The organism is Chloracidobacterium validum (assembly GCF_018304825.1).
Classification (GTDB): domain Bacteria; phylum Acidobacteriota; class Blastocatellia; order Chloracidobacteriales; family Chloracidobacteriaceae; genus Chloracidobacterium; species Chloracidobacterium validum.
Genome location: NZ_CP072648.1, coordinates 2,570,780 through 2,583,339 on the forward strand (window position 1 = coordinate 2,570,780; position 12,560 = coordinate 2,583,339).

The 12,560-nt window shown below is 60.2% G+C and carries 10 protein-coding genes; 2 read left to right on the top strand and 8 right to left on the bottom strand.

Annotated features, from left to right (window positions below; translation table 11 throughout):
- Positions 1-13 precede the first annotated feature (13 nt).
- Both J8C06_RS10790 and J8C06_RS10795 read left to right on the top strand, forming a co-directional pair.
- Positions 14-808 carry an isoprenyl transferase gene (locus tag J8C06_RS10790; RefSeq protein WP_211428695.1) on the top strand — a complete coding sequence of 265 codons (795 nt, stop codon included), beginning with the start codon at positions 14-16 and terminating at the stop codon, positions 806-808.
- A gap of 7 nt (positions 809-815) precedes the next feature.
- The gene (locus J8C06_RS10795; protein ID WP_211428696.1) at positions 816-2,096 is read left to right on the top strand and encodes a tetratricopeptide repeat protein; all 1,281 of its coding nucleotides are present in this window, start codon (positions 816-818) and stop codon (positions 2,094-2,096) included.
- 45 nt (positions 2,097-2,141) lie between these two features.
- Here J8C06_RS10795 and tsaB read toward each other — a convergent pair whose 3' ends face one another.
- From tsaB to J8C06_RS10835, 8 genes are all read right to left on the bottom strand, one after another.
- Positions 2,142-2,873, bottom strand: coding sequence for a tRNA (adenosine(37)-N6)-threonylcarbamoyltransferase complex dimerization subunit type 1 TsaB (tsaB, locus tag J8C06_RS10800; protein ID WP_246602110.1), 732 nt, complete (start codon positions 2,871-2,873; stop codon positions 2,142-2,144).
- Complete coding sequence (gcvPB, locus tag J8C06_RS10805) at positions 2,873-4,402, bottom strand: aminomethyl-transferring glycine dehydrogenase subunit GcvPB (RefSeq protein ID WP_211428698.1); 1,530 nt, start codon at positions 4,400-4,402, stop codon at positions 2,873-2,875. Before gcvPB ends, tsaB begins: the two co-directional genes overlap by 1 nt.
- Positions 4,403-4,520: 118 nt before the next feature.
- Entirely contained in the window at positions 4,521-6,356 is a 1,836-nt protein-coding gene (locus tag J8C06_RS10810; RefSeq protein ID WP_211428699.1) for a hypothetical protein, read from the bottom strand.
- 117 nt (positions 6,357-6,473) lie between these two features.
- Positions 6,474-8,660 carry a sodium-translocating pyrophosphatase gene (locus J8C06_RS10815; RefSeq protein WP_211428700.1) on the bottom strand — a complete coding sequence of 729 codons (2,187 nt, stop codon included), beginning with the start codon at positions 8,658-8,660 and terminating at the stop codon, positions 6,474-6,476.
- A gap of 162 nt (positions 8,661-8,822) precedes the next feature.
- The gene (locus J8C06_RS10820; RefSeq protein WP_211428701.1) at positions 8,823-9,668 is read right to left on the bottom strand and encodes an ABC transporter permease; all 846 of its coding nucleotides are present in this window, start codon (positions 9,666-9,668) and stop codon (positions 8,823-8,825) included.
- A gap of 10 nt (positions 9,669-9,678) precedes the next feature.
- Positions 9,679-10,380 (bottom strand): DUF4276 family protein, encoded by a 702-nt coding sequence (locus J8C06_RS10825; RefSeq protein WP_246602036.1) that lies wholly within the window; start codon positions 10,378-10,380, stop codon positions 9,679-9,681.
- Complete coding sequence (locus J8C06_RS10830) at positions 10,347-11,417, bottom strand: AAA family ATPase (RefSeq protein ID WP_211428702.1); 1,071 nt, start codon at positions 11,415-11,417, stop codon at positions 10,347-10,349. Before J8C06_RS10830 ends, J8C06_RS10825 begins: the two co-directional genes overlap by 34 nt.
- A gap of 360 nt (positions 11,418-11,777) precedes the next feature.
- Positions 11,778-12,503 (bottom strand): 2Fe-2S iron-sulfur cluster-binding protein, encoded by a 726-nt coding sequence (locus tag J8C06_RS10835; protein WP_211428703.1) that lies wholly within the window; start codon positions 12,501-12,503, stop codon positions 11,778-11,780.
- Between the last annotated feature and the right edge of the window lie 57 nt (positions 12,504-12,560).

The following is a 12,560-nucleotide window of genomic DNA, read 5'->3' on the forward strand; positions in this document are numbered from 1 at the left end:
CACTGAAGCTTGAATGCACGAGTTTGAATCCCTTATCGAACGCGGCTCCCCGGACGATTTCCTTCTGCGCCAGCTCGACCCCAACCGCCTGCCCAGGCACATTGCCATCATTATGGACGGGAACGGACGGTGGGCCAATCGCCAGGGCAAGGCCCGCATTGCCGGCCATCCGGCCGGTGTCGAAGCCGTGCGCACCACCGTTGAAAACTGCGCGCGGCTCGGTATCCCAACCCTGACGCTGTATGCGTTCTCATCCGAAAACTGGCGGCGACCGCGCGTTGAAGTCACGATGCTCATGCGGCTTTTGCAACAGTGCCTCCACCGTGAGGTTCCGCTGCTGAACCGTAACGGCGTTCGGCTCCGCTTCATCGGACGAACGGATGCGCTCTCGGCGGCGGTCCGCAAGGCGCTTGACTATGCGGTTGCAGCCACGGCCAGCAACCAGCGCATGACGCTCAATGTCGCGTTCAATTACGGCGGTCGCGCCGAGATTGTGGATGCCCTGCGCGCCGTAGCCCGTGAATTCATGGGGCTGGGGCGACCGCTTGACCTGATTACGGAAGAAGATGTCGCGCGCCACCTCTACACCGAGAGCGACCCCGACTTGCTCATTCGGACCAGTGGCGAAATGCGTTTGAGCAACTTCCTGCTCTGGCAAATGGCGTACACGGAAATCTTCGTGACCGACACCCTGTGGCCCGACTTCAACCGCACCCACTTGCTGGAAGCGTTAGTGGCCTACCAACGGCGGCAGCGGCGGTTTGGCGGCGTCGAAACGGTTGGCGTTCCGGTGTCGGCGCTGGCATAGTGCGCATGTGATTGACTCAAACGCCCGACGCCAACCAAGCTATCGCATCCATACCGAACAGGGACGCTATTATTTTGCCGCAGGAATTGCGCTGATGTTATCGAGTGTCGCGTTCCGGGTCGGCTATTCGTCGGCTGGCGTCGTCTTGCTGGTTGGGTTTCCGCTTGTATTGCTGGTGGGGCGCATCGAGGTGCTTGTCTTCGACGGCGCCAGCCTGCGTCGCCGTGGGCCCTACGCTTGGCTGCAAGCCAATCTGCTGGGGACGACGACGCAGCTTCCCGTTGCCCAGCTCGAAATCGTTATCACGGAAGTCATTCATCTCCCGTTCAGCCTGACGCGCTACCGGTTTCGGACCATCTTGGCGGGCGCGGGCTTTGAAGCCGTTATTTTCTCAAACACCACCAATTACCAATCGTTTGTCACCGAGCTGTTTGCGGTGCTGGACGAATCGAAACTTGATTTTCATTCGACCGCCTGGCGGCGCTATGGCGCACCATCACCGATAGCCAGCGTCGCCGAACTGCTGGACGACGCGCACATGGCGCAAGTCCCGTCGCCGCTCCTGCGCATCGCCGCGAATCACCTGACACTGATCGGACAACTCAAGCTGGCGCTGCGCTATTTTGGGCACGCCTACGGACGCGACCGTGGCAACCCGCATCTATTGTGTGAAATGGGCTACTTCTTCCGCCGCTTTGCCCTGTCGGAGCATCCCCGGTGGCAGCTCCGTGCGGCGGCCTGCTTGCGGCTGGCGGCGCGGCTGGCGCGACACGAACCGCGCTTACTGGAGCGCATTGGCGAAGCCTACTGCGAGCTGTTTGACTTCGTGCGAGCCGAACGCTGCTTTCGCCGGGCCATCGAAATTGACCGAACGCTGTTTCGAGCCTATACCGGCCTGGCCGAAATTGCCTTTCGGGATGGCCAACTCGCACGGGTCGCACACTACTACTACGCCGCCGCCCACGGCGTGGCAGACGCCGCCCTGCGCCGCCGGGCCCAGCGGGAAGCGCGCTACTATGAGCGCCTGAGCCAAGACGACGACTACCTTGAAGCCGAGGTCCGCCGGATCACCTTCCTGCACCACGTTCGGCAAATGCGCACCGTCGCCGGATACGTTTTTTTCCTGGCCTGGCTGGTCGTCGGCGTTGCCGGGCGGCTGTCACCCGACTTGCAGGACGGCGGACTGGCCATCATGGGGTCTTCCGGGCTGGCCTGGCTGGGCCTTTCGGCCGGACTTCGCTGGCGACGAAAGCGGGCTGACTTACCTGGAACCGTACCGTCGGACTAACCCCGGTTGCCCCCCAACACTTCGGTTCTCAGCCCAACGGGGCGCTCAGGCGGTTAGAGCGGCGCGGGCATAGAAAGCTGTTACTTCCCTGGCCGCGCGCGTCTGGCCGGCTGCCAGTCGCGCCGCGAGCAACGGGATGGCAACCGGCGCAAGCCAGGGCGGACTGGCGCAGTGCGCCGCCATCCCAACGATGGTGTTGAGGGCTGATTCGTCAAGCAAGGTCAGGCCGTCGCCGGTGATGACACGCGGGCATTCATCTGGAGCTTGCGCAACCAGCGTCTTGAGCACGGACGCGACTTCACCCGTCAGCGCCTCCGTAACGGCCTGTGGAAAAGCGTTTGGCTGGGCAAGAAAACCTTGTCCGTGAACCTCCTGCCGGTGCGAAACATTCACAACGAGAACCACTGTCGGCGACTGGACGCTCACGGCACTCGCCAGCGCTTCGAGCGTGGTCGCCGTTGCGATTGGCAGTCCGAGTGGCTGCGCGATGCCCTTGACCGCCGCCAACCCAACCCGGATGCCGGTGAAGCTCCCTGGACCAACCAGTGCGCCCACGGCAGATAGATCAGTTGGCTGAATTCCGACTCGCTCCAGAAGGTACGCAATATCCGCGACCGCCTGGTGCGCACTCGGCTTTTGACTGCGCGCGCCAAACTGCCCGCATAACGTATCGCCACAAACCAGCGCCAGGCTCAAACGGGGTGAGGCCGTATCTACCACAAGCCACCACGTCGTGGGCGTCAGCGTGGTGGGAGAGGCTATCCCGTCCATCGCCATCACGCGCCGGCTGCCTTGACCGCTGGCGATGGTCGCCAGCGCAGCACTGGATGCCGGGCGGCAGTTGTCTCATCCAAACGCCCAAGGCGGGCTTGATGCGGGGCAGTCTTGACGACGTCCGGGCATTCCTCACACTCCCGCGCGATGGCGCGCATGGCTTCGATGAACAGGTCGAGTTCAGCGCGGCTTTCGCTTTCTGTCGGCTCGACCATAATCGCGCCGGGCGCGACCAGCGGAAATGACATCGTCGGTGGATGAAAGCCATAGTCAATCAGACGCTTGGCGATGTCGCCATTGCGAATGCCATAGGCTTGCTGCCGCCGGTCGTTGAAGACGACTTCGTGCAGCACGGGTCCGTCAAACGGCACGTCATAGTCAGCTTGCAAGTGGTGCTTGACGTAGTTGGCATTGAGGACGGCCGTTTCGGTCGCGGCGCGGAGACCCTCGGCCCCAAGCGCCCGAATATAGGCCAGCGCGCGCACCATCATCCCAAAGTTGCCATAGTAGGCTTTGACACGCCCAACCGAATGCGGGCGGTCATGGTCGAAGACAACCGTCGTTTCATCCACGCGCCGCAACGTCGGGTAGGGCAAGTAAGGTTCCAGCTCGTGGCTGACGGCGACCGGACCACAGCCCGGCCCACCGCCACCGTGTGGCGTCGAGAAGGTCTTGTGCAAGTTGAGGTGCATGACATCTACCCCCATGTCACCCGGACGCGCCACCCCAACGAGTGCGTTCATGTTCGCGCCATCCATATAGACAAAGCCGCCGCGTGCGTGGATCAGCTCGCAGGCTTTGGCGATGTCTTCCTCGAACAGCCCCAGCGTGTTGGGATTCGTAATCATCAGCCCGGCGACGTCGTCCGTCATCGCTTTGTCGAGGGCCGCCAAGTCAAGCAATCCGTTTTTCTTTGAAATCAGCGTGATGACTTTGTAGCCACACATGACGGCGCTGGCCGGGTTTGTTCCGTGCGCGGCGTCAGGGATCAGGACATACCGGCGGGCATTGCCACGCGCCGTCAATGCCGCGCGAATCATCATCATGCCGGTCAGCTCACCGTGCGCGCCGGCCGTCGGCTGAAGTGAAACGGCGGCCAATCCGGTGATTTCACACAGGGCTTCCTCGAGCTGCTTCATCAACAGCAAGTTGCCTCGCACCGCCGTTTCTGGCGCAAGCGGGTGCGATTGGGCAAAGCCCGGCAGCCGCGCCGCCCACTCATTGATCTTGGGGTTGTACTTCATCGTACACGAGCCAAGCGGGAACATGCCGGTGTCCGTGCCGTAGTTCCACGTGGAAAGCCGCGTGTAATGCCGGACGACTTCAGGCTCGGTGAGTTCCGGCATGTCGGCGAGATCGTCCCGGCGTAGCAAATGGGAGGGAATCAGCCCGGTGGGATCAACTTCAGGGACGTCACTCGGTGGCAAGTGGTAGGCCCGGCCGCCTGGACGCGAATTTTCAAAGATCAGGTTTTCGTTCTGGCTAATGTGAGCACTGGCTTTTTTGATGCGAGGCGTGGTCGGAAGAGGCATTGGAAGTTTTGGCGAAGCCTTCAGATAGATGGTTTTCAGCGGGGCGGTACGGCCCGCAACGCTCGCATCGTATCCGAAGGCTTCGCCGCTTTTCCACTGAAGTTCCGGCACTTTGGCCCTAGTGGCCGTTGCTGGCCCGGCTCGCCTGCGCCGGCACTGGCTGTTCTATGCCAACCTGTCCCGATGAACCTGGCGCACGCGGAAACAAGCGAAAAACGCCTTCGACATCCCACCGATACTCGCCTGACTGCGCCGGCATGGTCGGCTCTGCCGGGCGCGGTGATGCATTCCGCGCCAACCCGGCAAATGTCTCAGCATCAAAGCGATACAGAATCGCGCCCGAAGCCGCGACGCCCTGCATCCCGGCCAAGTCGCGCTGCCAACCAGCATCGAGCGGACGCAGAAACAGCAGCACAACGTTGTAGCTCCCTGTCGGATAGCGCGCGACATCCGCTGCAATCGCCGCCAGCGATGGCGCGTAATAAACCCGTTTGCCGGAGAGTGCCAGCAGATGTGGTGGATCGGTAGGAATCTCAAAATCAGGTGAAAAAACAATATCGGCTTCGGTGACGGCCTGGCGCACAAAGGTTCCGAGCGGTTCGATGACCGGAGATGGCTCTGGGAAGAGCGTCCGAAAGCCAATGTGCGTCGGTATCACGTAGGCCAAGGCCAAAGCGAACAATCCGGCCGGAATACCCACCCGCCAGGCCGGACGAGCGGCCCACTGCGGCACAAGGCTTGTCAGCACGGTAAGCGGAAGCAAGACGAACGGCACCGTGGCAATCACCAGCGAAAACTTGAGGGCGCTGAAATCATGAATCGCCGAGTGATTGCGTAGCGCGTAAACTTGAAGGAAGCACGGAATGGTGATGAGCGTAAGCGTCCAGAAAGCCAGCTTCACGCCCGGCGTGGGCGACGCCCCCTGCGCCGCCTGCCACCATAGCCACCCACCTAGCCCGAGGCTCCCAACCAACGCCAGGAACGCCAAACCCGTCCCGGCCGCGCCAAACTGCGCCGGGATGTAGTCCCCCCAGAAGATTTGATTGAAACGCCCCGTGAAGTCCGCATTGACATCCGTTGCGCCAATCCGCTCCAGGAAACGCGCTTGCAAGCGGGGGAGCATACCCAAGGCGCAAAGCTGCACAAAGAACAAGAGCAATACCACCAAGCCACCCAGGCCAAAGCGGACACTCTGCCACAGCCACCGCCTGGGATTGACCCAGGGCAGTGGCAGATCGCCAGTCGTCAGCCGTTTGACATAGGCAACCGCCGTCAGACACAGAAAAAGCCAGTCGCAGGCAACGCCCCAGGCCATCACCAGTGCCAGCCATCGGTCGCAACCGGCGCGCGCCGGTGGGAACGCATCCCGGAGGGCTTCAAGAAGCACGAACAACACAAACGGCAGCAGCACGGCCTGGTCGGCAAAGTACACGTTCTGATGCCAATACAGTGAACCTGGCAGCAGCAACTCCAGCACCAGCGGCACGGACGCCAACAGGGTCACGGTTACACGGTCAAGCCCCAGCCGGCGCAGCGCCAGAAAGCTTACCACTCCCAAGGTCAGCGCAATGAGAACGTGATTGATGAGATTCCATTCCATTACGCTGCGGACGGTCGGCTCTCCGTCGCGCAGGACGCCATAGAGATAGGCTGAGAGGACAAAGCCCGGTGGATACGACACGTACGGGTTGCGGCTCGTCAGCGTGGGAAACTCAACGGACTTGGGTTCGTTGAGGAGCGCGAAATAGAGCGTCCAGGGGCCTTCAGTGTGCCAAGCGCGGGCAAACCGCAGGGTATTGGCTGTCAACCACTGATGATGCTCAAAGCTCAGCCGCCCAAACCAAGGGCGTCGCGCCTCCACCGTGTAGGCAAACACGCCCAGCGCCACGACCACCAAAACCAGCCCGGCGGCTATCGTTTTTGGGTGAAAGGGAAGCCGAGGCTTGCGCGACATGATCTACGTGCTTGGCGCTGTCCGCGCCCTCCCTTGGATGTGCCGAGCGGGGCAGCTCACACTTTGGGAAGCGCTCGGCCAGCCGCTACCGACCGCTCCCAACCCGCCTCTCGATCATCAAATGAACAGCGGGGCCATGACGAGCGTAATCGTCGCCAACAGCTTGATGAGCACGTGCAACGACGGTCCGGCCGTGTCCTTGAACGGATCGCCTACGGTATCTCCCACCACAGCGGCCTTGTGCGCATCGCTGCGCTTACCACCATAAGCGCCGGTCTCGATGTACTTTTTGGCGTTATCCCACGCCCCACCACCGTTGTTGAGGAACAGGGCCATCAGGATGCCAACAATCGTGCCAACCAACAGTAAGCCGCCAACGACCTCTGCGCCGGTAGCGCTGGTCGAAGCCATGCCCTGCGAAATGTAGATTTGGCGAAACACGACGCCAACGATGATGGGCGTGAGCACCACGAGCGCGCCCGGTAGCACCATTTGCTTGAGCGCGCCACGGGTCACGATGTCCACACAGTGGCCATAGTCCGGCTTGCTCGTGCCTTTCATGATGCCCGGATTGCTCTTGAATTGCCGCCGGACTTCCGTGATGACATCCTGCGCCACCGCGCCGACGGCCTTGATCGCCAGCGAAGCAAACAGCATCACCAGCATGGCGCCGATCATGGCTCCGATGAACACTTCCGGCTTGGCAATATCAATGCGTTCGAGCGTCGGCCCATAGGTGAACGGCCAGTAACTGCGCACTTCATCCAGATAGGCTGAAAACAACAAAAAGGCCGCCAATGCCGCCGAACCAACCGCGTACCCCTTCGTAAGCGCCTTGGTCGTATTGCCCACGGCATCGAGGCGGTCAGTTTTCTCGCGCACATCGTCTGGCTGGTCGGACATTTCAACGATGCCGCCCGCGTTGTCCGTAATCGGGCCGAACGTATCCATGGCCAGAATGTAGCCGGCCGTCCCTAGCATCCCCATCGTTGCGGCGGCTGTCCCAAAGAGTCCGGCTTTGGCAAAACCGGAGTTCATGCCGAGGTAGTAAGAAGTCAACACCGCGATTGCAATCACAATGACCGGAATGGCGGTGGATTCCAAGCCAACGGCAATGCCCATGATGACATTCGTGGCGGGGCCGGTCTTCGAGGCGTCAGCAATGGACTTCACCGGTCGGTAGCGATATTCCGTGTAGTACTGCGTGATGAAGACAAAGGCCAGCGATGTCAAAATGCCAACGACGCCACAGGCAAAGAAGCTCAGGTAGGCATTGGGCGCGGCGGTGCTTGACAGCAGCCACTTCGAGGCAATGAAAAAGCCGACCGTCGCCAGCACGCAGGTGACATAAAAGCCGCGATTGAGCGCTTTCATCGGATCGGACTTCTCATCCGTTCGCACCACCATAACACCCACCATCGAGGCAAGCAGCCCGAACGCGCCTACCACCAGCGGGTACAGCAGCACGCCCAGTTGCTGGGATTTTTCAAAGGCAGTGGCATTGGCGGCAAACAGTGACGATGCCAAAATCAGCACGCCAATGTTTTCCGCCGCCATGGATTCAAACAAGTCGGCGCCGCGCCCAGCGCAGTCACCGACGTTGTCGCCAACCAAGTCGGCAATCACGGCCGGGTTGCGGGGGTCGTCTTCGGGAATGCCGGCTTCGACCTTGCCGACCAAGTCAGCACCCACGTCGGCTGCCTTGGTGTAGATACCACCGCCCAACTGCGCAAACAGCGCCACAAAAGAGGCCCCAAAGCCGTAACCCGCGATCAGCAATGGAATCTTTCCCATGTCGGTGATGTTGAGCAGGTTCACAACCGTAAAGAGTCCGGCAACGCCGAGCAGGGAAAGCGCAACCACCAGCAGTCCGGCGACCGCTCCACCCCGCAGCGCGGCTTGCAACGCCCCGTTCAGGCTGGTCCTGGCCGCCGAGGCCGTGCGGATGTTCGTCCGAATCGAAATCCACATACCGATGTAACCCGACGCCACCGAGCAGGCTGCGCCCAACAAAAACGAAACCACGGTCACGAGCGCCAGCACCCGCGGGTCTTTCACCGGGTCGTTCATGCTGGGTGCGCGCACGAAGGCGTAGAGAATAAAGATCAGTGCCGCAAGCGCCACGGCCAAATAGGCAATGGTGACATTTTGACGCCGTAAGAAGGCTTCCGCGCCTTCCTTGATGGCGTCGGAGATGTTCCGCATGGCGTCGGTTCCGGTTTCAAGCGCCAGCACGTTCTTGGCGAGGAAGCCGGCAAAGCCAAGCGCGACAATGGTGAATCCAAAAATGACAGCGTATTCCATAAATGACCAAACCCGCAGCGTGGCGCGTACCACCCCCCTGCCAGGCTTTGTTCCTTTCAATCCAGAGACGGTGAGCAAAAGGTAAACTTTATAACAGTTTATCGGCACGCTTCAACCATCCGTGATGGCTTCAGCCAAGCGCGCGCTTTTTTCGAGGAGAACTCACCGCGTGGACGTGTTCCGCGCAACGTCGGCGCTAAACCACGCAGCCGCAACCAACGTGAGCAGGTAGGGCAAGGCCAAAAACAGTTGGTAGGGGATCGCTTCCAAACCCAGTGCTTGCAAACGGAATTGCAGGGCGCTGGCTGCGCCGAACACCAGTGAAGCCAGCAGGACGCCGCCGGGATGGCGTCGGCCGACGATCACAATCGCCAGCGCAATGAAGCCGCGTCCGGCGGTCATACCTTCGACGAAGGTATTGGAGAGACCAAGCGCCAGATACCCACCGGCCAATCCGCAGAGGCCGCCGCTCACCAGCAATGCCACCCAACGCAGCCACACGACACTCAGCCCGACACTCATCGCTGCTGCCGGGTTTTCACCCGCCGCGCGCAGGCTTCGCCCGTAAGAGGTACGGAAAAGCCAATACCAAGCGCCAAGGCTGAGCGCGAGCGCCACCGGGGGCACACTCCAAATGGGTAGCGTTGAAACGATAAAAGCCGCATTGGAGTCGCCGACCAGCTCACGGCGCGCGACGGCGGTTGCGCCAAGGGCAAAGATGTTGAGCGCCGTGCCGACCAGCAGCGCATCATAGCGCCCATTCACCGTTAGAGCCGCGAAAACGGCCGTCAGCGCGATGCCTCCCACGACCGCTGCCGACAAACCCAGCCAGGGGTTGGTTGTTGCGTAGCACAGGGCAACGCCCGTGAACGCCGCCACGAGCATGACCCCCTCGATGCCAATGTTGACCACGCCAGCTCGCTCAGAAACAGCCTCTCCAAGGGCTGCCAACATCAGCGGCGTGGCAAGCGTCAAGGTGGTTATGGCAAACGCGGCGAGAACATCCATGGGGTGACGGTTACGGCAGATGGCTGCCCAAGGCTTCCAATTTTTTCAGCCACTTATCGAAATGTGGGCAAGCCGTCCGAATCGCCTCGATGCCGATTTTGTTCAAAATGAGGGGGCCGTCACTGGCTTCCTTGTAGTTCGCTACCAACCGAGCCAACTGGGCCTTGGGGTGCGTTTTCTTGCCATTGTTGATCAGTTCCGGTTCGCCCGCTCTGTCTACGATGGACTGGAGCTTGTTTGCCAGGCCGGGAGTTCCAAAATGCTGTGCTGTCACTTGCGGCGAGCTAAAGAGCCAGGCTTCAAACTCATGCAGCGCCAGAAAAGGAATGAAACGCCCGTGGTTCATCTTTTGCGCGAGGTGGTCTTCCAAGCAAGCCACCCTCGCGCGCACGCCGGCACTTTTTTTCATGGCTTGCAGTCCTGGAAAATCACTTGGAAGTCCATAGAAATCAAGCAACGTGGTTATCCACGCATTGGTATCTCCGGCCAGACGCTTGAGGTTGCCAAAAATTTGATTCCAACTCGATGCCCCACCTTGGAAACCACCACCTGCTGGCAAACGTTTCGTCCACAACACGACTGCCTCTGCATATACGTTTTGCCTGGCCAGGTACGGACCTAGCGTTCGCTTGACAAAAGTTTCTTCACTCTGGCCTTCGACCAGTATCAGCAACCGGATCAAGGACGACCTCCAAGGATATTTTTTTCCCAAAGCTCACCCAGGCTGTACGTGGCCAGCCAATCTCGAAGCACCTCTTCATCCAATCGCTTGAACGTTGTCTTTAGCCCGTCATGCTCAGCGACGATGATCTGATGTGGCGCGAAGTGATTGAGCAGCGTCACCGACTGCGTGGCAAGAATCACCTGCCCACGCTTTGAAGCCGCCTCCAACATTTCGGCCAGAACCCGAATGGCAAAGGGATGTAAGCCTAGTTCTGGCTCGTCAAGCAAAATCAGGGCCGGGAGAGACGGCTGTAACAAGAGCGTTGCCAGGCACATGAAACGCAGCGTGCCGTCTGACAGGGCGTAAGCGTCAAAGTACGCATCCGAGCCTTTCTGACGCCATTCCAGCTTGATTTTCCGCTCATTCAGCTTAGATGGCGCCAGCACGAAACCTTCAAAGAAGGGAGCAACAAGCTGGACATGCTCCTCGATGTGGCGAAATTCGTTTGGATGTTTTTCCTGCAACCAGTACAGATATGCAGGCAGATTCGCTCCATCAGAACGGAGAAACCGATTGTCCTCTACATCAGCCGCCTGTTTGACCGGAGAAGCATCAGATGTATCGTGGAAGTGATAGACGACCAAGTCCCGCGCGATAGGAAACACATACTTTGGGATTTTGTTTTTGTAACCAATAGCTGCTTCCTCCAGTTGACTCTCCCTGTGGCCAACGGCAATTGGCTCCCGGTAGCTCCAAAAACCGCTGTATTCAACGCTCTCATGTTCAAAAACCAGCGTGTCTTGCACGGCCATGAGCTTGAATCCGTAGGCGTTTCTAGCGAAGGTAAGGTCAAGGGAAAGCGCCGGGGTGACTTTGCGGCCGTGATGGAGAAAGCGGTCCGGCATGCTCGCCACGTACAACTGTAGGTTGTGCGAGAGCACACGCTCCAGAAGCTTGAAGACACCGATGAAGTTTGATTTGCCTGAACCGTTCGCGCCGATGACCACGTTGAGGTCACCAAGCGTTAGCTCGGCGCTGGCAATGGATTTGAAACCTGCAATGCTGATCTTACGCAGGGTACGCACGGGGTTCTGGCCATCCGCTCAACAACATAGCCAGCCATCGGTGGCGTTCATCGGTGGTGTTGGTCGTGGATCGACGCTTTCGACACCGGCCAGGGTTGGCTGCCACGTATAGGCTAGGCGCTGCCGGAATTCAAACCGGCTTGGCCCAGAATGGGCTTGCCGTGGCTCGGAGTAAAGCGCCTTGCTATCCTGACGTAAAGACCGATATCACAAGAAGACTGGCATCACAAAAAAAGCGGCATCAGAAGTGGATTCCGATGCCGCAAAGCCAGACTGGTAAAGCTCACCCGCCATCCATTCTAGCGATGCGCGTTACTGGCATGTTGCCAGTGGGTAAAAGTTTTTGCTTTCTGTCCCAAGCTAGGGCTGACGCTCGCCGGAGCGGGATGGCGGGGTTGGCGGTCGAGATTCACTTCCCGGACGCGGACGCGGCCTGACGTCCATCGCCACCGGGCGCGCTTCCGAAGCCTTGGGCGTGCCAGTCGCGGAAGCCGTAGCCGCTGGCGAACCGGCCGCCGGCGTGCCATCTCCGCCCATGCTCCGCGCCATGCCGGTTGCCACGGCTTCAAACGCCAGAATGCCGTTGGTTAGGCTGGCGTTGACGAACTGCGCCGTAAGGGTGGGTAACTCAGCCACGCCTTTCTGCTGGACGGTTTCAATGCCGTTGAGCAGAGCCGCATAGCCATGGCGGGCGTGGTTGAGGAAATCTTCTGATGCGGCCGCAACCATCCGCAACCAAAGCTGAAGCCCTTCACCAAGCGTCAACTTTTCAAACTGGGCAGCGATGTCGAACCGCTTCGCCGCCGGTAAGGTAAAGGTTAGGTCTTTCTGCACTTGGGCGCAGCAGGCCAGTCGCCGGCCGGCAGCCAGGTCTTCTGGGTCGAACCACCGGCGCTCCTTGGCGTCCGGGTCGGACAGTGCGGCCGCAGTCGTGGCGTCCACCCGAACTTCACAGGTCTGGCAGATCCCATGGCCGCCACAAAAGTGGAGCAGTGGTTGACCGGCTTGCTGTGCCGCGCTGAGCAGCGTCGCCCCAGGCGCGACTTCGACGGTCTGCCCGGATGGCTGGAAGGTCACGGTTGGCATAGGCGCTTCTCACCAAAAATCCAAAAATGATAACCAAGAGAAAGCCAGGGACGCGCG

Coding starts and splice junctions, on each gene's coding strand:
- J8C06_RS10820 (WP_211428701.1), bottom strand. CDS start 9,668: ATGGATGTTCTCGCCGCGTTTGCCATAACCACCTTGACGCTTGCCACG.
- gcvPB (WP_211428698.1), bottom strand. CDS start 4,402: ATGCCTCTTCCGACCACGCCTCGCATCAAAAAAGCCAGTGCTCACATT.
- J8C06_RS10790 (WP_211428695.1), top strand. CDS start 14: ATGCACGAGTTTGAATCCCTTATCGAACGCGGCTCCCCGGACGATTTC.
- J8C06_RS10815 (WP_211428700.1), bottom strand. CDS start 8,660: ATGGAATACGCTGTCATTTTTGGATTCACCATTGTCGCGCTTGGCTTT.
- J8C06_RS10810 (WP_211428699.1), bottom strand. CDS start 6,356: ATGTCGCGCAAGCCTCGGCTTCCCTTTCACCCAAAAACGATAGCCGCC.
- tsaB (WP_246602110.1), bottom strand. CDS start 2,873: ATGGCGATGGACGGGATAGCCTCTCCCACCACGCTGACGCCCACGACG.
- J8C06_RS10835 (WP_211428703.1), bottom strand. CDS start 12,503: ATGCCAACCGTGACCTTCCAGCCATCCGGGCAGACCGTCGAAGTCGCG.